At 32.9% G+C, this 25,728-nt stretch carries 29 protein-coding genes; 13 read left to right on the top strand and 16 right to left on the bottom strand.

All coding sequences use genetic code 11. The features are described from left to right. Nucleotides 1-61: 61 nt before the first annotated feature. Together ribH and RM519_RS02870 are read right to left on the bottom strand one after the other, a co-directional pair. Nucleotides 62-532, bottom strand: coding sequence for a 6,7-dimethyl-8-ribityllumazine synthase (gene ribH, locus RM519_RS02875; RefSeq protein WP_311592019.1), 471 nt, complete (start codon nucleotides 530-532; stop codon nucleotides 62-64). A gap of 12 nt (nucleotides 533-544) precedes the next feature. Further along, nucleotides 545-1,315 carry a tetratricopeptide repeat protein gene (locus RM519_RS02870; RefSeq protein ID WP_311592018.1) on the bottom strand — a complete coding sequence of 257 codons (771 nt, stop codon included), beginning with the start codon at nucleotides 1,313-1,315 and terminating at the stop codon, nucleotides 545-547. Nucleotides 1,316-1,428: 113 nt separating this feature from the next. On the opposite strand from RM519_RS02870, the gene recF reads away from it, so the two are divergent. Both recF and RM519_RS02860 read left to right on the top strand, forming a co-directional pair. Beyond that, entirely contained in the window at nucleotides 1,429-2,508 is a 1,080-nt protein-coding gene (gene recF, locus RM519_RS02865; RefSeq protein ID WP_311592017.1) for a DNA replication/repair protein RecF, read from the top strand. Further along, nucleotides 2,508-2,804 (top strand): DciA family protein, encoded by a 297-nt coding sequence (locus tag RM519_RS02860; RefSeq protein ID WP_311592016.1) that lies wholly within the window; start codon nucleotides 2,508-2,510, stop codon nucleotides 2,802-2,804. The genes recF and RM519_RS02860 overlap by 1 nt, the downstream gene beginning before the upstream one ends. Nucleotides 2,805-2,809: 5 nt before the next feature. On the opposite strand, the gene RM519_RS02855 is transcribed toward RM519_RS02860, so the two are convergent. The 3 genes from RM519_RS02855 to RM519_RS02845 all read right to left on the bottom strand — a co-directional run bounded on the left by RM519_RS02855 (nucleotide 2,810) and on the right by RM519_RS02845 (nucleotide 4,877). Beyond that, on the bottom strand, nucleotides 2,810-3,190 hold the full coding sequence (locus RM519_RS02855; RefSeq protein ID WP_311592015.1) for a hypothetical protein: 381 nt from the start codon (nucleotides 3,188-3,190) through the stop codon (nucleotides 2,810-2,812). 123 nt (nucleotides 3,191-3,313) lie between these two features. After that, nucleotides 3,314-3,733 (bottom strand): nucleoside-diphosphate kinase, encoded by a 420-nt coding sequence (locus tag RM519_RS02850; protein WP_311592014.1) that lies wholly within the window; start codon nucleotides 3,731-3,733, stop codon nucleotides 3,314-3,316. A gap of 100 nt (nucleotides 3,734-3,833) precedes the next feature. Then, nucleotides 3,834-4,877 (bottom strand): alkaline phosphatase D family protein, encoded by a 1,044-nt coding sequence (locus tag RM519_RS02845; RefSeq protein WP_311592012.1) that lies wholly within the window; start codon nucleotides 4,875-4,877, stop codon nucleotides 3,834-3,836. Nucleotides 4,878-4,982: 105 nt separating this feature from the next. Between RM519_RS02845 and RM519_RS02840 the strand changes: the two genes are divergently transcribed. The 7 genes from RM519_RS02840 to RM519_RS02810 all read left to right on the top strand — a co-directional run bounded on the left by RM519_RS02840 (nucleotide 4,983) and on the right by RM519_RS02810 (nucleotide 10,679). Further along, on the top strand, nucleotides 4,983-6,203 hold the full coding sequence (locus RM519_RS02840) for a sulfite oxidase (RefSeq protein ID WP_311592011.1): 1,221 nt from the start codon (nucleotides 4,983-4,985) through the stop codon (nucleotides 6,201-6,203). 10 nt (nucleotides 6,204-6,213) lie between these two features. Beyond that, nucleotides 6,214-6,630: a monoheme cytochrome C gene (locus RM519_RS02835; protein WP_311592010.1), complete on the top strand. Its 417-nt coding sequence runs from the start codon at nucleotides 6,214-6,216 to the stop codon at nucleotides 6,628-6,630. A gap of 64 nt (nucleotides 6,631-6,694) precedes the next feature. Further along, nucleotides 6,695-7,729 (top strand): DHH family phosphoesterase, encoded by a 1,035-nt coding sequence (locus RM519_RS02830; RefSeq protein WP_311592009.1) that lies wholly within the window; start codon nucleotides 6,695-6,697, stop codon nucleotides 7,727-7,729. Continuing rightward, a complete protein-coding gene (gene gldI, locus RM519_RS02825) occupies nucleotides 7,719-8,243 on the top strand; it encodes a gliding motility-associated peptidyl-prolyl isomerase GldI (RefSeq protein WP_311592007.1) in 525 nt (174 codons plus the stop codon). Before RM519_RS02830 ends, gldI begins: the two co-directional genes overlap by 11 nt. A 16-nt stretch (nucleotides 8,244-8,259) precedes the next feature. After that, a complete protein-coding gene (locus tag RM519_RS02820; RefSeq protein WP_311592006.1) occupies nucleotides 8,260-8,967 on the top strand; it encodes an FKBP-type peptidyl-prolyl cis-trans isomerase in 708 nt (235 codons plus the stop codon). A 19-nt stretch (nucleotides 8,968-8,986) separates the two neighbouring features. Next, nucleotides 8,987-10,099: a peptidylprolyl isomerase gene (locus tag RM519_RS02815; RefSeq protein WP_311592005.1), complete on the top strand. Its 1,113-nt coding sequence runs from the start codon at nucleotides 8,987-8,989 to the stop codon at nucleotides 10,097-10,099. Nucleotides 10,100-10,106: 7 nt separating this feature from the next. After that, nucleotides 10,107-10,679: a phosphatase PAP2 family protein gene (locus RM519_RS02810; RefSeq protein ID WP_311592004.1), complete on the top strand. Its 573-nt coding sequence runs from the start codon at nucleotides 10,107-10,109 to the stop codon at nucleotides 10,677-10,679. 2 nt (nucleotides 10,680-10,681) lie between these two features. Here RM519_RS02810 and RM519_RS02805 read toward each other — a convergent pair whose 3' ends face one another. Genes RM519_RS02805 through meaB form a run of 4 tightly spaced genes read right to left on the bottom strand, consistent with a single transcriptional unit; the run spans nucleotide 10,682 to nucleotide 13,958 of the window. Then, on the bottom strand, nucleotides 10,682-11,701 hold the full coding sequence (locus RM519_RS02805) for a hypothetical protein (RefSeq protein WP_311592003.1): 1,020 nt from the start codon (nucleotides 11,699-11,701) through the stop codon (nucleotides 10,682-10,684). 19 nt (nucleotides 11,702-11,720) lie between these two features. Further along, a complete protein-coding gene (locus RM519_RS02800; RefSeq protein ID WP_311592002.1) occupies nucleotides 11,721-12,293 on the bottom strand; it encodes a pentapeptide repeat-containing protein in 573 nt (190 codons plus the stop codon). Next, nucleotides 12,294-12,965 (bottom strand): hypothetical protein, encoded by a 672-nt coding sequence (locus tag RM519_RS02795; RefSeq protein ID WP_311592001.1) that lies wholly within the window; start codon nucleotides 12,963-12,965, stop codon nucleotides 12,294-12,296. Nucleotides 12,966-12,974: 9 nt separating this feature from the next. Then, nucleotides 12,975-13,958 carry a methylmalonyl Co-A mutase-associated GTPase MeaB gene (gene meaB / locus RM519_RS02790; RefSeq protein ID WP_311592000.1) on the bottom strand — a complete coding sequence of 328 codons (984 nt, stop codon included), beginning with the start codon at nucleotides 13,956-13,958 and terminating at the stop codon, nucleotides 12,975-12,977. A gap of 163 nt (nucleotides 13,959-14,121) precedes the next feature. Between meaB and cysS the strand changes: the two genes are divergently transcribed. Genes cysS through lgt form a run of 3 tightly spaced genes read left to right on the top strand, consistent with a single transcriptional unit; the run spans nucleotide 14,122 to nucleotide 16,823 of the window. After that, complete coding sequence (gene cysS, locus RM519_RS02785; RefSeq protein ID WP_311591999.1) at nucleotides 14,122-15,600, top strand: cysteine--tRNA ligase; 1,479 nt, start codon at nucleotides 14,122-14,124, stop codon at nucleotides 15,598-15,600. Beyond that, entirely contained in the window at nucleotides 15,600-15,833 is a 234-nt protein-coding gene (gene yidD, locus RM519_RS02780) for a membrane protein insertion efficiency factor YidD (protein ID WP_311591998.1), read from the top strand. Before cysS ends, yidD begins: the two co-directional genes overlap by 1 nt. Before the next feature lie 45 nt (nucleotides 15,834-15,878). After that, nucleotides 15,879-16,823, top strand: a complete 945-nt coding sequence (gene lgt / locus RM519_RS02775) for a prolipoprotein diacylglyceryl transferase (RefSeq protein WP_311591997.1) — start codon at nucleotides 15,879-15,881, stop codon at nucleotides 16,821-16,823. Nucleotides 16,824-16,825: 2 nt separating this feature from the next. On the opposite strand, the gene RM519_RS02770 is transcribed toward lgt, so the two are convergent. Then, nucleotides 16,826-17,602 carry a peptidase associated/transthyretin-like domain-containing protein gene (locus RM519_RS02770; RefSeq protein WP_311591996.1) on the bottom strand — a complete coding sequence of 259 codons (777 nt, stop codon included), beginning with the start codon at nucleotides 17,600-17,602 and terminating at the stop codon, nucleotides 16,826-16,828. 76 nt (nucleotides 17,603-17,678) lie between these two features. Next, nucleotides 17,679-18,464: a hypothetical protein gene (locus RM519_RS02765; protein WP_311591995.1), complete on the bottom strand. Its 786-nt coding sequence runs from the start codon at nucleotides 18,462-18,464 to the stop codon at nucleotides 17,679-17,681. Nucleotides 18,465-18,563: 99 nt separating this feature from the next. Here RM519_RS02765 and pepE point away from each other — a divergent pair, with 99 nt between their 5' ends. After that, a complete protein-coding gene (gene pepE / locus RM519_RS02760) occupies nucleotides 18,564-19,271 on the top strand; it encodes a dipeptidase PepE (protein ID WP_311591994.1) in 708 nt (235 codons plus the stop codon). Here the strand turns inward: pepE and RM519_RS02755 are convergent. The 5 genes from RM519_RS02755 to RM519_RS02735 are packed head-to-tail and all read right to left on the bottom strand — an operon-like array spanning nucleotide 19,255 to nucleotide 25,632. Next, nucleotides 19,255-19,959 carry a DUF4369 domain-containing protein gene (locus tag RM519_RS02755; protein WP_311591993.1) on the bottom strand — a complete coding sequence of 235 codons (705 nt, stop codon included), beginning with the start codon at nucleotides 19,957-19,959 and terminating at the stop codon, nucleotides 19,255-19,257. The genes pepE and RM519_RS02755 overlap by 17 nt on opposite strands. Nucleotides 19,960-19,968: 9 nt before the next feature. Continuing rightward, nucleotides 19,969-21,096, bottom strand: coding sequence for a 3,4-dihydroxy-2-butanone-4-phosphate synthase (ribB, locus tag RM519_RS02750; protein WP_311591992.1), 1,128 nt, complete (start codon nucleotides 21,094-21,096; stop codon nucleotides 19,969-19,971). A gap of 2 nt (nucleotides 21,097-21,098) precedes the next feature. Then, complete coding sequence (locus RM519_RS02745; RefSeq protein WP_311591991.1) at nucleotides 21,099-22,538, bottom strand: LptF/LptG family permease; 1,440 nt, start codon at nucleotides 22,536-22,538, stop codon at nucleotides 21,099-21,101. Nucleotides 22,539-22,544: 6 nt separating this feature from the next. Beyond that, a complete protein-coding gene (lolA1, locus tag RM519_RS02740) occupies nucleotides 22,545-23,183 on the bottom strand; it encodes an outer membrane lipoprotein periplasmic chaperone LolA1 (RefSeq protein ID WP_311591989.1) in 639 nt (212 codons plus the stop codon). Nucleotide 23,184: 1 nt separating this feature from the next. Next, nucleotides 23,185-25,632, bottom strand: coding sequence for an FtsK/SpoIIIE family DNA translocase (locus RM519_RS02735; protein WP_311591988.1), 2,448 nt, complete (start codon nucleotides 25,630-25,632; stop codon nucleotides 23,185-23,187). Between the last annotated feature and the right edge of the window lie 96 nt (nucleotides 25,633-25,728).

The following is a 25,728-nucleotide window of genomic DNA, read 5'->3' as shown; positions in this document are numbered from 1 at the left end:
ACCATCAATTTTAAGAGAGATTTATGACCCAATATAAATGTGTAAAATGGTTCTGTTCTATTTAAAGAACGGCCATTTTTATTGCAGTAACTGCAGCCTCAGTCCCCTTATTTCCAAGTTTACCACCTGATCTATCAATAGATTGTTGCATGGTATTGTCCGTTAAAACACAGAATATAGTCGGAATATCAAACTGTAAGTTCAAATCTTTGATGCCTTGTGTAACGCCTTCACAAACGAAATCGAAGTGCTTTGTCTCTCCTTGAATTACACAACCAATAGCAATAACAGCATCTACCTTTTCAGTTTGGAGCATTTTTTTACACCCAAAAATCAATTCGAAACTCCCAGGCACATCCATTCTTACAATGTTATCTTTTGATACGTTGTTTTCTAAAAGCGTTTCTTTTGCACCATTAAATAAGCCTTCAGTAATGTTTTCATTCCATTCTGAAACAACAATCCCAAACCGAAGGTCCTTCGCGTTTGGGATTGTTGATTTATCGTATGTAGATAAATTCGTCGTTGCCATAATCGTTTTTAATTATTTCGAATATGTTGCTTTACTGATATAAATATCGATGTTTTTTGCCTCTTCGGAGTTAGGGAAATCTTTTTTGATTCTTTCGAAATGACTAACTGCTTTTGATGCTTTATCTAATTCTAATGCCATATTCCCAGCTTTAAACAAGAATAAAGGAGTAGAAAAATCATTGGTTCTTAAATTGGCTGCTTGCTCATAATAGTTCAAAGCATCTTCTAATTGATTTAAATCTGCAAATGCATCACCAATCGCTCCTTTTGCAACGGGGCCTAACAATTCATCCTCAGAATTGAATTTCTCTAAATAGTCAATTCCTTCTTCGTATTGTTTTAATTTTAAGTAAGAAATACCAGCATAATAATTTGCTAAGTTTCCAGATTTAGTTCCAGAGAACTCATCTGCGATATCAACAAATCCATATTTTCCTTCTCCACCTTCTAAACTCATCACAAATAAAGAGTCTGCAGAAACAGTACTAATAATTGCTTTATCGAAATATTGTTTAGGGAAAGCCAATTCATCTGCAGCCATTTTTTCATTTGGCTCATTAACAAATTTTAAATACCCTAAATAACCTAAAATACCGATTACAATTAAACCAAGGACAATAAAAATGTTTTGTTGGTTTTTAATAACCCATGCCTCAGATCTTGATGCTGTTTCATCCAATGTGTTAAATACTTCAGCAGTTGTGCTATTTTGCTCTACTGCCGATTTAACTTCGTTATTATTTCCTTTAACTTTATTTCCTCTTTTTTTATAAGTTGCCATTATCTTCTTAAATTTGTAGGCGCAAAAGTAAGGTTTTTAATTGGAAAGTAAAAAACCAAATTTTGGGAATTTTTCAATATTTTTAATTATTCATTTTCAAGTGAAAAGCTAGCATGCATCTTAAGAAACTATCCCTTCTAAATTTTAAAAATTTTGATTCTCAAACATTTGATTTTCAGGAAAAAATAAACTGTTTTGTCGGAAATAATGGCGTTGGAAAAACGAATGTTTTAGATGCTATTTATTATTTGTCTTTTGGTAAAAGTTATTTCAACCCTATTGCAAGTCAGAATATTAAGCACGGACAGGAGTTTTTTATGGTTGAAGGAGAGTATGATATTAACGAAAGAATTGAAACTTTTGTATGTAGTTTAAAACGTGGGTCTAAGAAAGTTATTAAGCGGAATGATAAGGAATACGAAAAGTTTTCTGAGCATATCGGGCATTTGCCCTTGGTTATTATTTCACCAGCCGATCGTGATTTGATTGTAGAAGGGAGTGATGTGAGGAGAAAATTTATAGACAGTGTCATTTCTCAATCCGACAAACTTTATTTAAAAACGCTTATTAATTATAATAAGGTATTACAGCAACGTAACGCATTATTAAAATACTTTGCTGCAAATCGAACGTTTGATGCTTTGAATTTAAATGTTTACAACGAGCAATTAGAGCAATACGGAACCATTATTCATCAAAAAAGAACATCTTTTTTAGAGGTGTTTACGCCCATATTTGAGGAGCGGTATAAAATGATTTCGAACGAAAAAGAGTCGGTTAAATTGGTGTACAAAACACAATTGGATGCTGCTAAACTTACTGAGTTGTTAGTGCAGTCCTTAGACAAAGATAGAATGTTACAATACACAACAGTTGGTATTCATAAAGATGATTTGGCTTTTGAAATTGACGAATTTCCAATTAAAAAATTTGGAAGTCAAGGGCAACAGAAATCATTTTTAGTGGCATTAAAATTGGCTCAATTTGAATTTATTAGAAGGCAGTCTAATAAAAAGCCTATTTTATTGCTAGATGATATTTTTGATAAATTAGATGATACAAGAGTCGCACAAATTGTAGCTTTGGTAAATGAAGATAATTTTGGGCAATTATTTATTAGTGATACGCACGAAGAAAGAACTGAGGAAGTTGTAAAGAGAACCAATCAACCTTACCAAATATTTACACTGTAATGGCAAAAAGAGAAAATAATTATTCGAGTATAGAAGATTTAATGAAGGTTGTAATTAAGGAGAATAATTTAACCAAAGGAATGAACCAGATGAATGTAAAGGATATTTGGGCAAACCTAATGGGTAATGGGGTAGTTAGTTATACCGAAAGTGTGCAATTGCAAAACAAAACTTTAATAGTTAAATTAAAATCTTCAGTTCTACGAGAAGAATTAAGTTACGGCAAGGAAAAGATAATAAAAATGTTGAATGATGAACTAGGAGAAGAGTTGATTACAAAACTAATGCTTGTTTAAATCATTTATTTAGCAACGTTTTGCTCACACCATCTTGTTCCTGATTCTAATTTGTCAAACAATTTAAATTCCCACGTAAATTCTTCTTGACGCTTAATAACTTCATTCATTACCATTTTTATATTTGTTTCGAGGGCAATAATGGCTACTTTAATTTGAGGATTCCATGTAGAAGAGAATAGTGTAATAAGTCTCAGTGTTTCGAGATAATCCTTGGGAGGAGTGTAAGAAATGATTTCTGTAAAATCAAAGATTAATAAGTCGAGTTTTTTAATGCTTACATTTTCTACAATGTCTATAAAAGCATCCTTAATTTCATACGCTTTTAATTCACCTTCAAAATTGGCAATAACTCTATTTTTTAAAAATTTTAGTTCAAAACTCATTTGGGGTTTGTGTTTGAAAACTTTATTATAATAGTCGCTGCAAGTTTATAAATCAGGGGGTTTAAAACAAGAAAATCGGTCAACTTTTGTTAACCGATTTTTAATAAATTATGAATGAGTAATTTAGAATTGCTCTCGTCCAGAAAAATGGAAGTTTCCTTCGATTTCTGCATTCTCATCACTATCAGATCCATGAACAGCATTTTCGCCCATGGATGCAGCATACAATTTTCTAATTGTACCTTCTGCAGCGTCTGCTGGGTTCGTTGCACCGATTAACGTTCTAAAGTCTTCGACAGCGTTATCTTTTTCTAAAATTGCAGCTACAATTGGTCCACGAGTCATATACTCAACCAATTCTCTAAAGAATGGACGTTCGTTGTGAACTGCGTAAAATGTCTCAGCATCTTTTGTAGACATCTGTGTCATTTTCATCGCTACAATTCTAAATCCTGCAGCGTTAATTTTTTCTAATATTGCTCCTGTGTTTCCTTTTTCTAAAGAATCAGGCTTAAGCATTGTAAATGTTCTATTTGTTGCCATTTAATATAAATTTAAATCGGGTGCAAATGTATTGCTTTTTGTTTAAAATGTATAACAAGTTTATATAGGATTTTGTTAAAAATGCAAAATATGGAGAATCCTAGTACTGCTCTTTAATAGATTGTTGCAACTCGTTTTTATTTCCTCTCATTTCCATAAGAACAGTATTCGATTCAAAATTAAATTTCAGGATTCCAAAACTTTGCTGATTTACCAATTTTTCCACGCGATATTTGTTGTCTTCTCCTAAATTGTTTGTTGCTGAATGTGTAAGTCCGCTAGAGGTAAAGTCTATTAAAGGGTATGAAAGTCCTTCTATCGATTTTTTAGAAAAATCAGAAATATGTCTATCTCCTGATAGTAAAATTGTGTTTTTTGCTTTAGAAGATTTTAGTAGATCGGTTAGCTTGTCAACTTCATGTGGCATATTACCCCAAGTTTCCCAGCCATGTTCTCCAGATAATACTTGAATACTGCTCAAAATTACATTAAAATTCGCGTTTGAGTTTTTCAATTCTTTTTCTAACCATTCCCATTGAGCTGCTCCCAAAATAGTTCCTTCTCCATAGGTATTTGGTTTATATCTTTTATAGGTGCCGTCGTCGTTATTGGTAAGAGAAGTTCTAAAATACCGAGTATCTAGAATAAATACTTTAACGGCATTTTTTCCTACGACAAAGGTTTTGGAGTGATAAACTCCAGGACGCTGCCTTCTTGGACTATTTTCAGGGGTATCTAAAAAATCTAGAAATAATTGTTGCGATTCGGCCTTTTTAGGATATTCAGTTCCTCCATCATTTATTCCATAATCATGATCATCCCAAGTGCCCATTACTTCAACTTTCGAAATAAAATCTGCATAGATTTTATCTTCTTTTTGAATAGCGTAATTTTCTTTTAAAATAGCCATTTCATAGGTGTCGGAATAGATGATATCACCTCCCCATAACCAAACATGCGGATTGCTTTTTAAAATTTCTTTCCAAAAATAATTCTCCTCGTTCTGATTGTTGCAAGAGCCAAATGCAATAGTGAAGTCGGATTTAAAGGCTTCTTCTACATTCGTATTAATAGATTTTTGCCCTTTATTTTTGCAGGCAACGCCAATTAATAGGGTAAGAAATAAAATTTTAAAAGATTTCATAAGTTCAGATTATTTGAATCGCAAATATATCGAAATGATTTTGCTGTTGACCTATTTTCATTGTCTCTATTTGTTCTATATTTGAATGCATAAGAATGAATTATTTTGGAAAGAAGAAAATTTATTAAGTCGGGAGTATTAGCATCTTTATCAAGTCTTATTGGAGGAGAGGTTGTATTTGGAAGGAATTTGCTAAGCGGTTATACCCCTTTAGCATTACAAGATTCAGATCCTTTTAAATTGTTTCAAAAAGACCAGGATATGGTTGTTTTAAACGATAAACCTTGGAATATGGAAGCACAAGCTCATTTATTAAGAGATAAGGTTACTCCTAATAAATATATGTTTGTGAGAAATAATGGTTTGGTTCCTGAGATTATTAATGAATCGAAATGGAGTTTAACTATTGATGGAGAATCCGTAGAGAATATGAAAACCTATACTTTACAAGATTTAAAAACCAAATTTAAAACGTATACTTATCAACTTACATTGGAATGTGGAGGAAATGGTAGAAGTGAATTCAATCCACCTGCAAAAGGAAATCAATGGACAATTGGAGCTGTACATTGCGCCAACTGGACGGGGGTGCGGTTAAAAGATGTTTTGTTAGATGCCGGGGTTAAGAATGATGCCGTTTATATTGGTTATCATTCTGCTGATGTGCATTTAAGTAGAGACCCCAATAAAGAACCTATTTCTAGAGGAATCCCAATCTCAAAGGCTATGGAAAATGAAATATTATTGGCATTTGAAATGAACGGTGAGTCAATTCCGTTGGTTCATGGGCATCCTTTAAGAATGGTTGTTGGTGGATGGCCTGCATCAACTTCTGGTAAATGGTTACAACGAATTAGTATAAGAAATAAAGTTCACGACGGAACTAAAATGGGTGGGATGTCATATCGCGTTCCATGTAAGTCTGTTGCACCAGGAGAAAAAGTAGCTGAAGAGAATATGTGTATTATTGAGTCAATGCCCGTTAAATCTATTATAACATATCCTAAAACGGGTGCTATATTAAAAGAGAAAAGTTTGAATATAGAAGGTCATGCTTGGGCTGGTGATTTGGAGGTTGAAAATATAGAGATATCAATTGATTTTGGGGCAACTTGGAAATCTGTTCCTGTTACTAAGCCAATTAACAAACTAGCATGGCAGCACTTTAACTCAAAAATTAAATTCCCTAAAGCAGGTTATTATGAAATATGGGCAAAAGCAACTGATTCTAACGGTATCTCGCAACCAATGGTCTTACCCGGTTGGAATCCGAAGGGGTATTTAAACAATGCTTGTCATAGAATTGCCATAAAAGTTGAAGTTTAAAGCATTTAGAATGAAAAGTTTATTTTCTAAAATTTTCGGTTTGTTTTTGTTTGTGACTATTTTGATTATAGTAATTTATGCAATTCCCGTAAATGATGATAAGCAGAAAATAGATATGGTACAAACTCAATTAGAAGAAGTGAAGGATGGAGTTCATTTACCAACAGGCCTTAAGGCTGAAGCAAATTATAAATTAGTAGTTGCCAATTGTACCGGTTGTCATTCGGCTAAATTGGTAACTCAAAATAGAATGTCTAAAAACCAATGGAAGGCAACCATAAAATGGATGCAAGAAACCCAGAATTTATGGGATTTAGGAGTAAATGAAGATAAGATTATTTCTTATTTGGTAGCTAATTACCCTTATGTAGAAACAGGTAGAAGAGCGAATTTAGCGACAATTGACTGGTATGAATTAGAAGAATGAATAAGTGCAAATCTGCTTAAAATGTGGAAGTAAAAATTGTATTTATATTGTATATTCGCAGCCTATGACGCAAGATCAAATAAAAGAAGTAGAAGAATTACTAAAACAACCAAAGTCCATTGCTATTATTCCGCATAGAAACCCAGATGGTGATGCCATTGGTTCTTCTTTGGCTTTATGGAATTATTTAAAACAAAAAGGACATGATGCAACTGTTGTTGCGCCGAATGATTTTCCTCATTTTTTAAAGTGGATTCCAGGAAATGAGAACATTAAATTTTTTGATAAACAGAACAATCAAGCAAAAAAGGCTTTGAACAAAGCTGAAATTATTTTCTTGCTAGATTTTAACGCTTTGCATAGAATTGGTGATGATATGCAGAAAACGGTAGAGAAATTGGATAGTAAGTTTATCATGATAGATCATCATCAACAGCCAGATACTTCTATTACAAATTTAATTTACTCAGACACAAGTATTTGTTCTACCAGTCAGATGATTTATCATTTCTTAGAAATGCTAGATGCTACTAATATGATAAATGCTGAAATGGCAACAGCCATGTATACCGGTATTATGACAGATACTGGGTCGTTTAGGTTTCCATCTACAACTAGTACCACACATAGAATTATTGCAAGCTTAATTGATAAGGGTGCGGATAACGCACAAATTCATAATAATATTTACGACACTAATTCCTTTAATAGGTTGCAGTTATTAGGCAAGTCATTAAATAATTTAAGAGTGGTTGAAGCATCTAGAACTGCCTATATTACCTTGTCACAAGCCGAATTAGATGCGTTTAATTTTCAAAAAGGAGATACCGAAGGTGTTGTGAATTACGCTTTGTCACTAGAGAATATTGTTTTCGCAGCAATTTTTATTGAAGATGTTGAGCAAAAGATTATCAAAATGTCTTTCCGTTCAAAAGGATCATTTTCTGTGAATCAATTTGCAAGAAATCACTTTAACGGTGGCGGGCATGATAACGCAGCGGGTGGTCGTTCAGAAATGAATTTAGATGCAACAGTAACGCATTTCCTTTCAATTTTACCAACATATACTAATGATTTAAGAAAATCTGATGAGGATTAGTGTTTTCTTCGTTTTATTAATGGTAGTTGCTTGTACAAAGCCAATTCCGAGGCGCCCAATTAGCCATCACGGAAAATCTTTTATTGAGGAATCTATTGCTAGAAATAAGAAGGTAAATGAATTGGAAAAAAGAGCGATTAAATATTATATTGCGCAGGATTCTAGTCATAATTATTTAGAGTCACCAAGAGGGTTTTGGTATCGATACGTACATCAAATAAACGAGAATGCTAAGGTTCCAAAAACTTCGGATAAAGTTACTTATAGATGTCAAATATCGAATCTAAAGAATGAAATTCTTTATTCATTTGATGATTTAGGCAACATTAATTATTCGGTTGATAAAGAAGAAGTTGAGTTAGGTTTGCAGTCTGGAATTAAGTTGATGAAAAAGGGAGAAGAAGTTGTTTTTGTTTTTCCATCATTTAATGCTTTAGGTTTGTTAGGAGATAAAGATGAAGTTGGGATAAATGAGCCACTGATATATAGAATACAAATAATAGAAATAAATTAAATTAAATTAAATAGAAATGAGATTAGTAAAGTTAATGACAATGTCGATGTTAGTTGCGGCAGTATTTTCATCATGTAACGGACAAAGTGTTTCGAACAAATCATTAGAAACAGAATTAGATTCGGTAAGTTATGCGATAGGATTAGATATGGCCGTAAAAATGAAGGCTAATTTCTCTGAAGTAAATGACGAGATGTTTATTCAGGGATTTGCAAATGGTATAGATTCGACTAACATTAAAATAGATGCGAAAGATCTAAACAATATCATTAGTAAGTATTTCATGGAGAAACAGCAAAGAGATGCTGCTGCAAAGGCTGAGGCACAGTATGGAGATATTAAGAAAGAAGGAGAAGCATTTTTGTTGGAGAATAAAACTAAAGAAGGTGTTGTTACTACAGATAGTGGATTCCAATATATTATTTTAAAAGAGGGTACAGGAGATAAGCCAGTGGCAACGGATCAGGTAAAAGTTCATTACCATGGTACTTTAATTGATGGATCTGTATTCGACAGTTCTGTAGATAGAGGTGAGCCAATAGTGCATAGTGCAAGTGGATTTGTGAAAGGATTTAATGAAGGAATTGCATTGATGAGTGTTGGTTCTAAATATAAATTCTTTATTCCTCAAGAATTGGGGTATGGCGCGGCGTCTCAAGGAGGGCCAATCAAGCCTTTTTCTACTATTATTTTTGAAGTAGAACTATTGGAGATTGTAAAGTAAATTCAAAATCTAGATTCATATGAAAGTTCTTAAGAGTTCAGTTTTAGCAATTATATTAGTTTTTTTTGCATGTAGTGAAGAGATTAAATACCCAGAATTAGAAGATGGGTTGTATGCCGAAATTGTTACTGTAGATGGTAATATTGTATTGAATTTAGAGTTTGAAAAAGTTCCAGCAACGGTTGGTAATTTTGTATCATTGGCCGAAGGAACAAATAAAATGGTAACGGACTCTATGAAAGAAAAACCTTATTATAATGGGTTAAACTTTCATAGAGTTATTAGCCGTGCTACAGCAGGAAATCAAGACTTTATGATTCAAGGAGGCTGCCCACTTGGTACAGGTGGCGGTGATCCTGGATATAGATTTGCTGATGAAATACCAAGAGATTCTGTAGGAGACGTGCTATTTAAGCACGATAGACCTGGAGTATTATCAATGGCAAATGGTGGTCCAGATTCTAATGGGAGTCAATTTTTTATTATGTTGGAGCCTCGTCCACATTTAGATGGTGTGCATGCTGTATTTGGTAATGTAGTAATGGGGCAGAAGGTTGCTCATAATTTACAGAAGAAAACGGTTATAGAAGAGGTTAACATAATACGAGTAGGTAAGAAAGCGAAAAACTTTAATGCATTTAAGACCTTTAAGAAGTTTGTAGATATTGAACGCGAGAAAGCGAAGGAGATTGAAAAAATAGAGCAAGAAACAATTGCTCACTTTCTTAAATTAAAAGAAGAAGCTCAGGAATTATCACCAGATTTGAAAATATACTTTCTCGAAAAAGGGGATGGTGCGCAACCTGAATTAGAAAGTAATATCCGAATTGGATACGCTGCTTATTTTACAGATGGTAGTTTGTTAGATACCAATATAAAGGATGTTGCCAAAAAATTTGGAATGTATAACCAAACTAAAGAAGTGCGAAGAGGATATGAGCCTTTTAAGAGTACTTATAGTATGAATGAGCGTTTGGTTCAAGGGTTTAAAGAAGGCTTACAAGAAATGAAATTTGGAGAAAAAGCATTGTTGTATCTTCCAGCGCATTTGGCATGGGGAGAACAAGGAAGTAGAGGAGTTCCTCCAAATTCAGATATTATATTTAGAGTGGAATTGTATCCTCCAAACTAAAAAATAAATGCTAGAAAAAATTAATAAAATAGATACGGAGTTATTAATCTATTTAAATGGATTAGGTTCTACTACTTGGGATGGATTTTGGATGTTTATGACAACAACAGTCTATTCCGTTCCGTTTTATTTAATTGCCTTGTATTTTGTTTATAAAATATACGGGACCAAAAAAACACTATACGCTTTGCTATTTATAGCAATTTTAATTACAGCATCAGATCAATTATCAAACGCATTTAAATACGGTTTTGGACGACTTAGACCTTGTCATAACGAAGAGGTGAAAGGACTTATTCGATTAGTTAAGGATAGTTGTGGAGGCTATTATTCGTTTTTCTCAGCACATGCGTCAACTTCTATGGCAATTGTAGTTTATTTTGCTTTATTAATAAAAAGCAAAGTGAAATACTTTGCATTATTTCTAATCTTTTGGGCAGTTTTAATTGGGTATAGCCGAATTTATATTGGTGTACATTATCCGTTTGATGTATTGTTCGGATTCACTGTTGGAGGAACAATTGGATTCGCGATTTATTTGCTATTCAATGTTTTTATTAAAAAATATATAGATAAGTAGGTCTATATTCCATTTATCGCTTTATTCAATTGCGCTTCAAATTCGATTGGGTTGTCTACAAAAAAAGCCAATGTTTTAAACTTTCGATGTATTCCATAAAGGCTAATTAGCGTATTTTCAGACTTTAAATGTAGCACTACATTATGGCTTTCAAGATTTCCAAAAAAGCTTAATTTTCTATTTAGATTGTTTTCGTTAAGATCTTTTGATGTCACATCTATAACTACAATGTCATTGAACTCAATTCTTGTTTCATTCATTATTCCATATGAAAGTAACAATGCGTCTTTTTCAATTTTATACGGCCTTTGACTTAAAGATTTCATAAATCCAAATATCTGTAATCCAGTATAAATACTAATAAAGGTTACAATCCAAGCAGCAGTTTCACTCCATTTTAGAATTAAAAAATGTAGGGCTATAGTTTCTATGACTATGATTAAAAGTATGCCTGCTAGTAAGGAAATGGTTCCACTTTTTTTATGATAGGAATATTCATTTTGTTTTAAAACTCTTTTTGTCCATTTTGCAAAACCGTAATAAAAGACTGCTATTTCGGTAACAAATACAAGCGATACACCTTTAGGAAGCAGTTCATTACAAGTGGCCTTTAAAATATTATAAAAGTCAGGTGAAGTTCCTTTTTTGGTTTTAAATAGTAAAATTCCTTTTCTTATTTTTTTTATAACTGTAAAAAGGATAAAGATTTCAATTAATGGTAATCCCCAAGATTTAAATATGTTAATTAGGCTTTGCTCTTCGGTAGGAATAATATAAGATCCTATTGCAATGCAAAGAAATAGTAAGGGAACCACAGTTATATTTGGTATCTTAGTTTTTCGGACTAACATGTAATAAATTAGAGGAATTACTAAAATTAAATCGGTAGAAACTCCAATTGCTAGGGCAGAAGTATTTGATTTAAAGAGAGCGGATTGCGTTATTAACATCATCAGACCAATTAGAAAAATTGGAGTCGCAATAGCAATAATTGAATTCTTATGATTAATTAGCCATCTCATTAATTAACTTTTTTCAAAGTTATTCAATTATAACCGAATACTTTCTCAATAATCCTTCTATACCAGTTTTTGAGAACTTAGCCCCTTTTAAAATGTTTATTTCAGGATCTATGGTATAGTTTATCGTTGTTTTAAAATCAGTATGAGATAGATTACTGTTATCAAAAATTGTTTTGTAGAGATCAGAATTGTTAAATGTGCATTTACTTAAGTTAGCATCGGTGAAATCTGCTTCTTGAAGTTTACAACGATCAAATTTTGTCCCAATCATTTTTAATTTATAAAATGAAGAAAAATTTAGTTGGCATTGTTTAAAATTAAAATCAAGTAGAAAGTCGTTACAATCTGCAAATTTCACTCCGATTAGTTTACAATCTTCAAATCGAACTTCTTGAAATAAAGTGTGCTTCGTAAGACAGTTACTTAGATTACAATCTTTAAACTCACAATCAATAAAAACGCAATTGGAAATGTCAGAATTCTCGAAACTACAGTTGATGAATGTACACTGGTCGTATTCACCTATTGGAAGTCTTTCCTTAGAGAAATCTATTCCTTTGAAATTTTCCGAATCAATTAAATGACTAAGCATTTAATTTTTTTTGAAAATGTAACCATTTAATGGATTGATAAATATCAAAAAGAAAATGATTCCGAATGCGAATTCATAAAGTTCCCATCGACGGCTAGAGGCCTTCATAAACTCTAATAAACCTGTAGCAAGTAGTAATCCTATTGTATGATTCCACCTTGGTACGGGTACTGCAAATTTTTCAGCCAATCCTTTTAACCAAGTGGTTTTTCTATATAACACAGGTACAATTAATAAATAAATAACCAATACAGCGGTTAAGATTTGACTAAAGATTAATTTATTTATTTTAGTTTCACCAACAACCATATTGTGTAAATTGGTCTCTTGCTGTGCATTATTTTCTAAAAAATATTCAGAAGATTCTATCCCGAAAATTCGTTGCCCCCAAGAAATTTCTTCTCCGGCTCCGAACAAAAATATCAAGGCCATTCCTACGATCCCTAGTTTCCATAATGCTGGTTTTGCTCCTCCAATTTTTATCAATCGCGCAATGCAAAGTACACTAATACAAAAAAGCATTAAAGCGGTTCCATATTCTGCAAATCCATCTTCTTTAGTAATCACAGTATCAAAATATACCAAATCTGTATTGGCAAAATATATACCTAATGCATAAACTAAAAGAAGTAAGCTGTAACCTAATCGTTCTGTTCTAGTAAGTGTATTCATATCTTATAATTAATTTAAATCTAATATTTGTTGAGCCGCTTCAAAAGGTGAAATGATTTCTTTTTCAATTTTTTCCTTGAAGGCTTCTATTGCTTCTTGAACGGAATCTCGTTCATAAAATTGTTTTTTAATAGCGTAGTCAATTGTGTCTAGTAACCATTGATTGTTTTGATCCTTTCTATGCTTGTAAAAATACCCATTCTTTTTTGTGAATGTTATAAACTCATTTACAAATGCGTAAACCTCTTTTATACCCTTGTTTTCTAGTGAACTACAAGTATTGACAACAGGTGTCCATTTGCTTTCTTTTAAAGGGTACAAATGTAGTGCTTTTGAAAATTGGCTCTTCGCCAACTCAGCAGCGTTTATATTTGGTCCATCAGCTTTGTTAATAACAATGGCATCCGCCATTTCCATTATTCCGCGTTTAATTCCTTGTAATTCATCACCCGAATTTGCTAGTTTTAATAGTAAAAAGAAATCGACCATATTATGAACTGCAATTTCAGATTGACCAACACCAACGGTTTCTATAAGAATTATGTCGAAACCAGCGGCTTCACACAATACAATTGTTTCTTTGGTTTTTCTAGCAACCCCTCCTAGAGAATCTCCCGATGGTGAAGGTCGTATGTAAGCATTTGAATCCTGTGCTAAGAGGTGCATTCTAGTCTTGTCTCCTAAAATACTTCCTTTGTTTATAGAACTGCTAGGGTCCACGGCTAAAACAGCAACGCGTTTGCCAATACTGGTTAAATACTTTCCAAAAACATCTATAAAAGAACTTTTTCCTACACCTGGTACCCCGGTAATCCCGATTCTAATCGATTTGTTGGCATATGGCAAACAATCATTTAAAATTTCTGTAGCCTTTTGCTTATGCTCGGAATTGTTGCTTTCTATTAAAGTAATAGCACTGCTCAAAAAACTGATGTTTTTAGAGATAATCTGTTTTACAAATTCGGCGCTAGATGCTTTTTTTGGATTGCTCAAAGTGTCTTTCTAAATTAGGAATTTAAAGCACAACGAAGTTAGACAAAATACTTGTGAATCAAAAAAACAAGGAGATTATTAAATTATTTTCGGACTTTAATTTTTAACGTAATCTTTAGAAAAATGTTAGTATTTTTACCACTTATTAAACGCTGAATTTTCTATGGAATTGTACAATTCAAATTCGATTAAACTTTATAATTCATTAACAAAATCAAAAGAAACGTTTGAACCTTTAAATGAGGGAATGATTGGTATGTACGTATGTGGCCCAACGGTATATAGCAATGTGCATTTAGGAAACGTAAGAACATTCATGTCTTTTGATATGATTTACCGTTACTTTTTACATTTAGGTTATAAAGTTAGATACGTTAGAAACATTACAGATGCAGGCCATTTAACTGATGATGATTCGGAAGATAAAATCTCTACCAAAGCCCGTTTAGAAAAACTGGAACCGATGGAAATTGTACAAAAATACACGGTAGATTTTCATGATATTTTGAAGCGATTTAATTTTTTACCACCAAGTATTGAACCAACAGCAACCGGGCATATTGTGGAGCAAATAGAAGCGATTGAAGAAATAATATCAAACGGATTGGCATATGAGTCCAACGGTTCTGTATATTTTGATGTGTTGAAATACAATGAGCAAGGTGGAGATTATGGAATGCTTTCTAAAAGGAAAATGGATGAAGTGATTTCTAATACAAGAACATTAGATGGGCAAGCGGAGAAAAAGAACCCACAAGATTTCGCGCTTTGGAAAAAAGCAAATCCAGAACATATTATGAGATGGCCATCTCCTTGGGGAGTTGGATTTCCTGGTTGGCATTTAGAATGTACAGTAATGAGTACAAAGTATTTGGGAGAGACATTTGATATTCACGGCGGAGGAATGGATTTGAAATTTCCGCATCACGAGTGTGAAATTGCGCAGTCTAAGGCGTGTACAAATACAAACCCTGTAAATTATTGGATGCATACAAATATGTTGACTTTAAACTCTCAGAAGATGTCCAAGTCTACTGGAAATAGCATTCTGCCAGGAGAAATTTTATCGGGCGACAATGATATTTTAAGAAAGGCCTTTAGCGCGGGTGTTGTACGTTTTTTCTGTATGCAAGCACATTATAGAAGTATTTTAGATTTCTCTTCAGATGCCTTAGAAGCGTCTGAGAAAGGGTTTCAGAAATTAATGGAAGCAATGACATCTTTAAAAGATTTAACAACATCAAATTCTTCTTCAGTAAATATTCAGGATTGGAAAGACAAGTGTTATGGAGCAATGAATGATGATTTTAACACACCAATTTTAATATCGCATTTGTTTGAGGCTGTGAAATTTGTGAATGTAATTAAAGAAGGAAAAGAAACAATTTCTAAATCTGATTTAGAATTATTATCAAATACGATGCGCATTTTTGTTTTTGATGTTTTAGGTTTAGAAAATTCAACTAATGGCGATGCATCAGATTCAAAGTTAGATGGTGTTATGCAAATGCTTATAGATATGCGTAAAGACGCACGAGATAATAAAGATTGGGCACTATCTGATAAAATAAGAGATGAGTTAGCAGAATTAGGTATTCAATTAAAGGACGGAAAAGACGGAACAACCTTTTCTGTAAATTAATGCTAAAGCAACTCGCAAAAATAATCGCTTGGCCCTTTATCTTGTTGGTACGCTTCTACCAAATAGCAATTTCGCCATATACTCCTGCTACATGCAGATATTCTCCAACGTGCTCTAGTTACACTTTAGAAGCTCTCAAAAAGCATGGTGTTTTTAAAGGAGGTTGGCTCGGAATAAAGCGTATATTTAGTTGTCATCCTTGGAGTAAAGGAGGATATGACCCTGTGCCTTAAGCATTCGTTTTAAAAGTATATATTAGCAAAAAATAAAAGAAATACATGTTACAACTTGCCATCGATTGGAATCCATCACCAGAATTATTCAATATAGGTTCTTTATCAATTAGATACTACGGATTAATGTTTGTAGTAGCCTTTTTGTTAGGGATTCAAATAATGAAGAAAATCTACAAAAATGAGAACCTACCAGTTGAATATGTAGATTCATTATTTATGTATACCGTTATAGCAACTTTATTAGGTGCACGGTTAGGTGACGTATTTTTTTACAGTTGGGATTATTATCAGAACAACTTAATAGAAATTTTACTTCCAATTAAAGAGTCTGCGAGCGATTCGCTTTTCGGAATTATAAAAGGCTATAAATTTGTTGGATTTGCTGGATTGGCAAGCCATGGTGCGGCTATTGGAATTGTAGTTGCAATGGTTTTATACCGCCGTAAATACAATTATAAAAGTTTGCTTTGGATTTTAGACCGCGTTGTTATCTCTGTTGCTTCTGGTGCTGTATTTGTGCGTTTAGGAAATTTGATGAATTCTGAGATTGTTGGAAAAGTAACAGATTCTACTCTTGGATTTAGATTTATTCGTAACGATATTGGTAAAGGAGAGGCTATGAGAATTACAGGATCTGATTCTTATGAAAAAGCGTATCAATTAATTGCAAATAGTTCTAACTATAAGCAAGTACTGCAAGATATTCCCTTAAGGTATCCAACGCAATTATTTGAATCTTTAAGTTATGTTGGGGTTTTCTTAATTCTGTGGTATTTCTATTGGAAAACTGACAAAAAAGACAAGCCAGGGTTCTTGTTCGGAATGTTCATGATTTTATTATGGACAGTTAGATTCTTTATTGAATTCTTAAAAGAAGCACAAGTAGACGAAAGAGGAGAATGGGCATTAAATACAGGACAACTATTAAGTATTCCAATGGTGTTGGTTGGGCTTTATTTTGTGTTTAGAAAGGTGAAAACTGAATAGATTTAGTCTTTTATTTTTAAATACTCGGTACTTTCTTGCTCTAGAATTTCAATTAGTTTTATGATATCATTTCTATCGTACAATGCTTTAATGTTCTTGAATTGACAATAGGTAATAAAATGATGTACTTTATCCTCGGGGATTTTTAATGTTTTCGTAAAATATACAAGACTTAATTCGCTGATAAGCTTTGTGGGAAAATCGGTTTTACTTTTTAAATTTCTTCTTAATTCTAAGTCTTTAAAGCGGAAAGGAACTCCTACTGCACCTCCAACACTGGGTCCACCTGTTGGATCTACAATTACTAATGGAGGTTTTTCCAAATCTCTTCCAAAAGACTTGTTAGATTTTTGATACGCCAAATCTCTATACATTTGAGCAATTGAATCTTTATTTAAAACCCTACCAACAGTTTTAGAATCGGTAGAAATCATACCGGTTAGATCATGACTTTTAATTTCAACCGTATCTAGCTCATTTGTCAACTCATCTAAAAAAACACTCCAGATTTCCATTGATCGATGCCTTTCAGAAAAAACAAACCTTTTGGTGTGGTAGTTAAGATGAGAAACTTGAATTGTATCATTAAGCCGCAGTGAAATTGTAAACGAGCCATCCGCTAAGGTAGAAGTTCCTTCACGCGTAGTTAAATTGAGTACATGAGCGCCATTAATTGGTAGTTTAAAATGCAATACTTTTCCTTGTTTAGGAATTCTTTCTTGTGCATAGTTTATTGTTACACAAAATAGAAGAAGGAGTGTAGTTAGTTGTTTAGTCATTACTACAAATAACTGAATTGAAATATTAAAAAAGTATTAATGTGATTGTAAACTTTTGTTAAAGCATATGATGTTTTTATTCCTTAATTTGAAGATACGCAACACTTTCGCTTTCTAGTATAGTAAGAACTTGCATCATATTATTGCTGTAGTACAGTTCTCTAATATTTTTAAATTCGCAATAGGTAATAAAATGATAGACTTTATCCGAAGGAATTTTAAGATTTGTTGTGAAGTAAGATTTGCCTAGATTTTCGATTAAATAATCAGGGAATTTCTTTTTTAAATCTAATTCCTTCCGCAATTCAACATCTTTAAACTTAAAACCAATTTTTTGAACCTGTGCATAAGTTTGATTGGTTCCTTGGGTCACATCTGTCTGATTAAATATGGGCTGTTCTAAATTGCGATCAAAATCTTTTAGAGACCTTTGCGTCGAAAGATCACTATAATATTTACTTATGGAGTCTTTATTCGTTCCTTTTTCTTCATTATTAGAATCTGTTCCTAAATTACCAGTTAAATCGTGAAGTTTTATAGACACCGTTTCTAAGAAATTGGTCATTTCATCCATATAAATCACTAAAGGTTCACGGTCTAAATAGGCTTTGGAAATAATAATTCTTAAGGACCTATAATTTATATGTGAAACAATTAGCGTATCATTTAATTTAACAGGAATACTAAAACGACCATCTTCTCGTGTTGATGTTCCGTTTAGTGTATTTAAGTTGTAGACATGTACACCTGAAATAGGTTTTTCAAACTCTTGGATTGTACCCGTTTTTTGCTGTCTCAATTCTTGCCCATAAGAAAAGGAACAAACAACTAGAAAGAATAATATAGCAACTTTTGTTTTCATTCCTACAAATTACAAAATAGATTGAAAATTTCATAGAAAGGGGTTGTAAAATTTTGTAGACGATATCAAAAGGTTAATTTTGATTTAAAACTTAAACGTATGAAGAGGTTACTCATAGCAAGTACATCAACCGTTCACGGGAAAGCTTACTTGGAATATATTCTGCCAGAATTAGAATTATTTTTTAAGGGAGTTAACGAAATAGTATTTATTCCATTTGCCAGGCCAGGAGGGATGACTTATGATGAATATACCGAAAGAGCAAGCCTGGGTTTTAAGAAGTTGAAAATAAGGGTAAAAGGTATTCATGAATATGAGAATCAGATAGAGGCAGTAAAAAATGCCAAAGGAATTTTTACTGGAGGAGGGAATACGTTTGAATTGGTTAAACAGTTGTATGACCAAAAATTAATCGAACCAATAAAGACAACAGTAAATAAAGGAATACCATACTTTGGAACAAGTGCAGGGAGTAATGTAACCGGATTAACGATGAAAACGACAAACGACATGCCCATTGTGTATCCTCCAAGTTTCGATACATTTGGATTTATCAACTTTAATATTAACCCACATTATTTAGATCCAATTGAGGGTTCTACGCATATGGGAGAAACTAGAGAAACTAGAATTCAAGAATTCCATAAATTCAATGCTGCACCAGTTCTAGGATTAAGAGAGGGGAGTTGGCTAGAGGTTGTTGGTGCCAAGATTGTATTAAGAGGAACTCTGCAAGCACGTTTGTTTTTGAAAGATAAAACTCCAATAGAGTTAGATACAAATACCGATCTTAGTGATTTGAAATAGCGTTTAAAGTTGACTCTAATTCAATAGCATCTTTCCCTTTTTTAACAGTAGGGGATAGATTTTGATACAACTGACTGATTTTATCTATGTCAATTGAATCCCTTTTAGAGAGGTCATTTAAAATCATTGCAGAAATAAACGAATTTTGGTTAGTTTTTACAAAACTAAAATTGATTTCTAATACTTCTTGTTCAATCTTTGTGATTTTGTTCGAAATGCTTTGAAGTGCACTGACATTGTTAGCAAGCCTCGCTCGTTGTATATCAGGAAATAAAGCATCAACTTTTTTATAAGTTCTCCTAATTTTTTTTTGATGCGCTATCATGGTATCATTAATTTCAGAGCCTGAGATAATTCCATCAGATAACTCACTGTCATTAATTTTTAATTGGATAGAATCATTTGCAATAATTAAAACTTTTCGGCCAGAATCGTGAGTTGTACTAATTAAATATCTGCTTGGATTTGCAACCTGACCTCTAAACGTTGCGAAGTTGTTTTCTATAGAAGTTGAGTCAACAGTTTTCAGACCACTTTGGGTGAATTCACTTAAATAGACGATGGTACTGTAGGATTTACTAAATTCAATTTGAAGCACATAACCATTGTTCTTAAATTGTTTTGGATTTTCTTTAGAGCAAGAAACTATTGAAAGGCATAAGAATATATAAATTATGTTCTTACACATCTTCTAAAATTAGTAGTTTAAATGTCCTGTAACCTCTAAGCCGTAACCCGTCATTCCAACTCTAGGAGACGTGTTTTTAGCGTTTGTAATTACTTTAAGGCGAGAAACACCCAAGTCATGTAAAATCTGCGCTCCAATACCATAATCTTTCTTATCCATTACTTTTGGCTTCGAATGATCTTCAATTTTTAATTTACTCAAGTGTTTTAAGAAATTATCCTGCTTATTGTCTTGGTTTATAAAAACAACAACTCCAGCTTTCTCCTTGTTTATAATATCAAAAATTCTGTTGAATTTTTCATCTGAGTTTCGAGTTAATACGCCTAAAGCATTGTTAATAAGTGTTGAGTTTACTTTAACAAGTACTTCGTCATTGGGTTTCCAACTACCTTTGGTAAGTGCAATATGAACTTGGTTGTTGTTGGTTTGCTTGTATGCTCTTAACCTAAAATCTCCGAATCGTGTAGTCGTTTCAAAGTCTTCAATCTTTTCTATTAATGAGTCGTGCTGCATTCTATAAGCAACTAAATCTTCAATAGAAATCAATTTTAAATCGAATTGTTTCGCTACATCTACCAATTGTGGTAAACGAGCCATAGTTCCATCTTCGTTTAATATTTCTACTAAAATTCCAGCAGGGTCAAAGCCAGCCAAACGCGCTAAATCTACTGCAGCCTCTGTATGACCAGTTCTTCTTAAAACACCACCGTTACGTGCTCTAAGTGGAAAAATATGACCAGGACGACCCAAATCAAATCCTTTCGTTTCTGGATTTACTAAAGACTTTATAGTTTTTGCTCTGTCGTGTACAGAAATTCCAGTAGTACAACCATGGCCAATTAGATCTACAGAAACAGTAAACTGTGTGTGGTGCATTACCGTATTGTTTTGCACCATCATTTCTAAATCTAACTCTTTACATCTAGTCTCTGTTAATGGAGCACAAATCAATCCACGTCCATGCGTAGCCATAAAGTTAATCATCTCAGGCGTAACCATTTCTGCAGCTGCAATAAAGTCTCCTTCGTTTTCTCTGTTTTCATCATCTACAACAATTACAACTTTACCATTTTTAATATCTTCTATGGCATCTTCAATTGTATTTAATTGTAAATTTTGCTTTGTAGCTGTACTCATCATCACTTCTTTTTAAACTTTATTCGTTTAATTAATTTTTTAATCGGTTCTATTGCAGAATCAATACTAAATATTCCTTTATCCTTAGCAGCACGTCTGGTTAATAATATACCAAACGGTAATAAAATAATAGTAGATAACCACCCACCAATTCTAGATGTTATTGCACTTTCTTCGGCTAAATTTTTACCCAAGGAAGAGATAAAGAAATAGACGACAAAAATAATGATTGCCATAACCATGGGCAAACCAAAACCTCCTTTTCTAATAATTGAACCTAAAGGTGCTCCGATAAAAAATAATACCAAACAAGCAAATGAAAATGCAATTCTGTTGTGGTATTCGTGATCGTATAGATTTAATATTTTTCTTTTAATTTTAAAGCGTTGATTGTCATTTTCAAAATTCTTAATATTATTTTGAACATTCTCATTTGCATTTCTAACAATAATAGCCTGATTTCTTAAATCAAAATTATCCAATAATTCATCTTTATAATTTGAGCGATTTATTGAATCTGCAAAAGGTTTTAATGAACTTGCTCTAATTAGAATAAAAAAGTTTTTTGCACGGTCATCAATATATTCATCGTAAGCAGTTTTAGAAGAATCAGCAAAAATAACCAATTGCTTTAGGCTCAACATTTGGTGCTGTGTCTGAGAAATTGTATCGTTTAGATTTTCGTTACTAAAAGCGGATACATCGACATTAATAGAATACGTACTTGACGTAGATTTTGAAAAGGGCATTTTTTGTCGTTTCTCTCTCTTGTCTCGTCTTGTGGCATGATCTTCCCACCGGTTTACATCAAACAGTTTAAAGGTCATGTATTTACTACCTTCTTCGGTCACAATTTCACCATATGCGGCCGTTGTCGTAATGGACTTACCTAATTTACCATTTAAATCGGCAATCTGAACATTCCGCAATAAATTTTGTTCTTCTCCGTATTTTTCGTCAAACTTAATGACATAACCAGGGATTTCAGTATTGAATACTCCAGGAATCAGAGCCAATGCAGGTTGCTTCTTTTTCATGTTTAAAAACATGTTTTTTTGCTTTAACACAGCATGTGGATATACATTGTTTAAAAACAAAAAATTAATTCCACTTAACAAAATAGCAACAACCATTACAGGTGTAATAAATCTTCTCAGAGAAATCCCTGCACTTTTTATGGCTGCAAATTCATAGTTCTCAGCAAAATCGCCTAAAGACATGATGGAAGAAAGAAGAATTCCTATTGGCATAGCCATCGGAACTACAGTAAGTGATAAATAGCCAATGAATTTTAAAATAAAACCAACACTAATACCTTTTCCCGAGATTTCATCGAACCCTACCCAAATTGCCTGCATTACAAGTACAAACAAAATGACAAAGAAAGTAGCAAAGAAGGGCTTTAAAAAGCTCTTAATGATATAGATATCAAGTTTTTTCAAAAATGCTTATTTAGTTTCAGTTATATAATAACCTTCCTTTTCAAATTTAGCGCGGTCAAAGGTAAAGATTTGTTCTGAAACAGTTTGATTAGTTAACAGTTTTGTAACAGTAATAGTGGTTACGGTATCATCTAATCCGGTTTGAATTACTTTGTATAAGTGATTTGTTTTTTTATCAACACCAACATGTACATATTTCAATTCAACTTCACTATTCATAGGAGTTAGTTTTACGAATTGAATCGTACCTCCGTTAACCTTTTGTACGATATCCATTTCATAGGTAAAACCATCTTCGTAAAACGATAAAATATTTGAAGGTGTTATAATTTCGTCATTGTTTGTTCTAGGTTTGGAAATCGCTATTTCTTGATCTTCATGAATAATATCATACATTAATGCTCCATCAAATAAACGTTCTAAACCCATATAATTAAATCGGTATAAGTCACCTTGCATCGTAACATCTCCTGTGGTTTCTTGATGTAAATTTGCTGCTTGGTTGTCTAGTTTATGTGTAAATTCAATATAAATATTGTCGTACGCCTGGGTGGTTTCTGCTACTTTGTTTAATAGTGCTTTTGCCTCTTGACTATAGGTATTTGCAACACAACTTAAAAAAAGGATAAGTAGTATGTTTTTCATTTTAACTGTTTTTTTCGTGTTCTAATAATTGATTCAACGCCAGTTCATCAGGAATTAATACTTGTCTCGCTTTACTTCCTTCAAAAGGTCCAACAATTCCCGCAGCTTCTAATTGATCTATAATTCTTCCGGCTCTATTGTATCCCAATTTTAATTTCCGTTGTAATAAAGACGCCGATCCTTGTTGTGCAGTGATAATAACCAATGCCGCATCTTTAAATAAAGTATCTCTGTCTGAAATATCTATATCAAGACTTGTGCCACCCTCTTCACCAACATATTCTGGTAATAAATGAGCATCAGGATAGGCTCTTTGTGAACCGATAAAATCCGTAATTTTTTCAACTTCAGGAGTGTCTACAAAGGCACATTGTATACGTACCAATTCATTTCCGCCCGAATATAACATATCTCCCTTACCAATTAATTGATCTGCCCCAGAGCCATCTAAAATGGTTCTAGAATCTATTTTAGAAGTTACTCTAAATGCAATACGTGCAGGAAAATTGGCTTTAATAATACCTGTAATAACATTTACCGAAGGTCGTTGAGTAGCCACAATTAGGTGAATACCAATAGCCCTTGCTAACTGTGCCAGTCGGGCAATAGGCGTTTCTACTTCTTTACCGGCGGTCATAATTAAATCTGCAAACTCATCAATAACCAAAACTATATACGGCAAAAATTGATGTCCGTTTTCAGGATTTAGTTTACGTGCTTTAAACTTGGTGTTGTATTCTTTAATATTACGAACCATGGCCGATTTTAATAAATCATACCTTGCATCCATTTCTATACATAAAGAATTTAGGGTGTTTACAACCTTTGTAGTATCAGTAATAATAGCTTCTTCGGAATCTGGCAACTTAGCCAAATAATGACGTTCTATCTTGTTGAATAGTGTTAATTCAACCTTTTTAGGATCTACCAATACAAATTTAACTTCAGCAGGATGTTTTTTATACAACAGTGAAGTTAACACCACGTTTAATCCAACTGATTTACCTTGTCCAGTTGCACCGGCCATTAGTAAATGCGGCATCTTTGCCAAATCCACGATAAAACTTTCGTTAGAAATAGTCTTTCCTAGGGCTATTGGCAACTCCATTTGCGCTTTTTGGAACTTGCTAGATGCAATCATAGATTTCATAGAAACCATGGTTGCGTTTTTATTTGGTACTTCAATACCAATGGTTCCTTTACCCGGAATTGGTGCTATAATACGAATTCCTAATGCCGATAATGACAAAGCGATATCATCTTCTAAATTTTTAATTTTAGAAATACGTACACCAGCATCTGGCACAATTTCGTACAATGTTACTGTAGGCCCTACGGTAGCTTTAATTTTTGCAATACCAATTTTGTAATTGCTAAGCGTTTCTACAATCCTATTTTTATTGGCTTCTAATTCTTCTTGGTCAACAGCAATACTCTCGTTGAATTCTCTTAAAAGATTTAATGTTGGGAATTTGAAGTTCCCCAACTCAAGTGTAGGATCAAACTCTCCAAAATCTTCAACTATTTTATCAGCTAAATTTTCCGTTTCACTTTTCTCCTCTACAATTTTTTCGACATCAATGCTAACTTCATCAACCACAGGTTCTTCTTCCTTAATTTCAATGGCAAGCGTTAAATCTTCTTCCTCTTTTTGCTCCTTTTCACTGTCTTTTCCTAAATAATTGCTAATGGTAGGTTGTAAATTTTCGACTGATAATTCAAAATCAGATTTCTTTTCCTGCTCATTCTTATCAATTTTCTCGCTTGGAGTTGGTTCTGACAAGTCTTTTACAATAGGAACTTCATCATCAACTTTAGCAGGCTCTTCATCTTTAGTTTCTTCAGTTGCTCTTTCTTTTGTTTTAAACAATTGTGCAAAATGATTTGCATTCAATTTAAATCGAATGGCTAAGTATGCTAGGAATGTAAATATTAATAAAAGTAAAATTCCAGTTTTGCCTAAAAATTGTTCTAAGTATATGTTCAATTCATATCCAACAACTCCTGATAGTAGAGAGGCATCTGAAGTGAAAAAACCAAATAGAATGGCAAACCAAATCATGCCTAAAATACCCCACCCCCAAGGCTTTCTTAATTTTGCAAAACTTACTTGTATTAAAAGATAAAACCCAGTTAAAAATAAAAGAATTGGCAAGATGAATGCCGCAATTCCGAAACCTTTATACATAAAAAACTCGCTAAGAGAATTACCAACTTTGCCCAATAGGTTTTCAACTTTTGCTGTTCTATTAGAAAACTCGGTGATTTCACTTTGGTCAATTTGCCAACTGAATAAAAAAGAAGCAAACGCAACAAACAAGAAAATAGCAAAAACGACAAAAAACAACCCTAAGATTGTTTGTGTTTGACGGTTGGCGAAAAATGCTTTCAGTTTCTGAAAACGAGGTTTTTTTTCTTTGGTTTTAGTTGGTTTTTTTTTCTTTGCCATTCAATTAGATATTACTACAAAAGTATTGAAATATAAAAAGGTTTTTACTTTTTAGAAAATTATTTTTAAAGTCTAAAAATTTAACAAACATTGATT

The organism is Urechidicola vernalis (assembly GCF_031846385.1).
Taxonomy (GTDB): Bacteria; Bacteroidota; Bacteroidia; order Flavobacteriales; family Flavobacteriaceae; genus Urechidicola; species Urechidicola vernalis.
The sequence above is the reverse complement of the archived record's forward strand: the minus strand, read 5'-3'. Positions and strand labels throughout refer to the sequence as shown.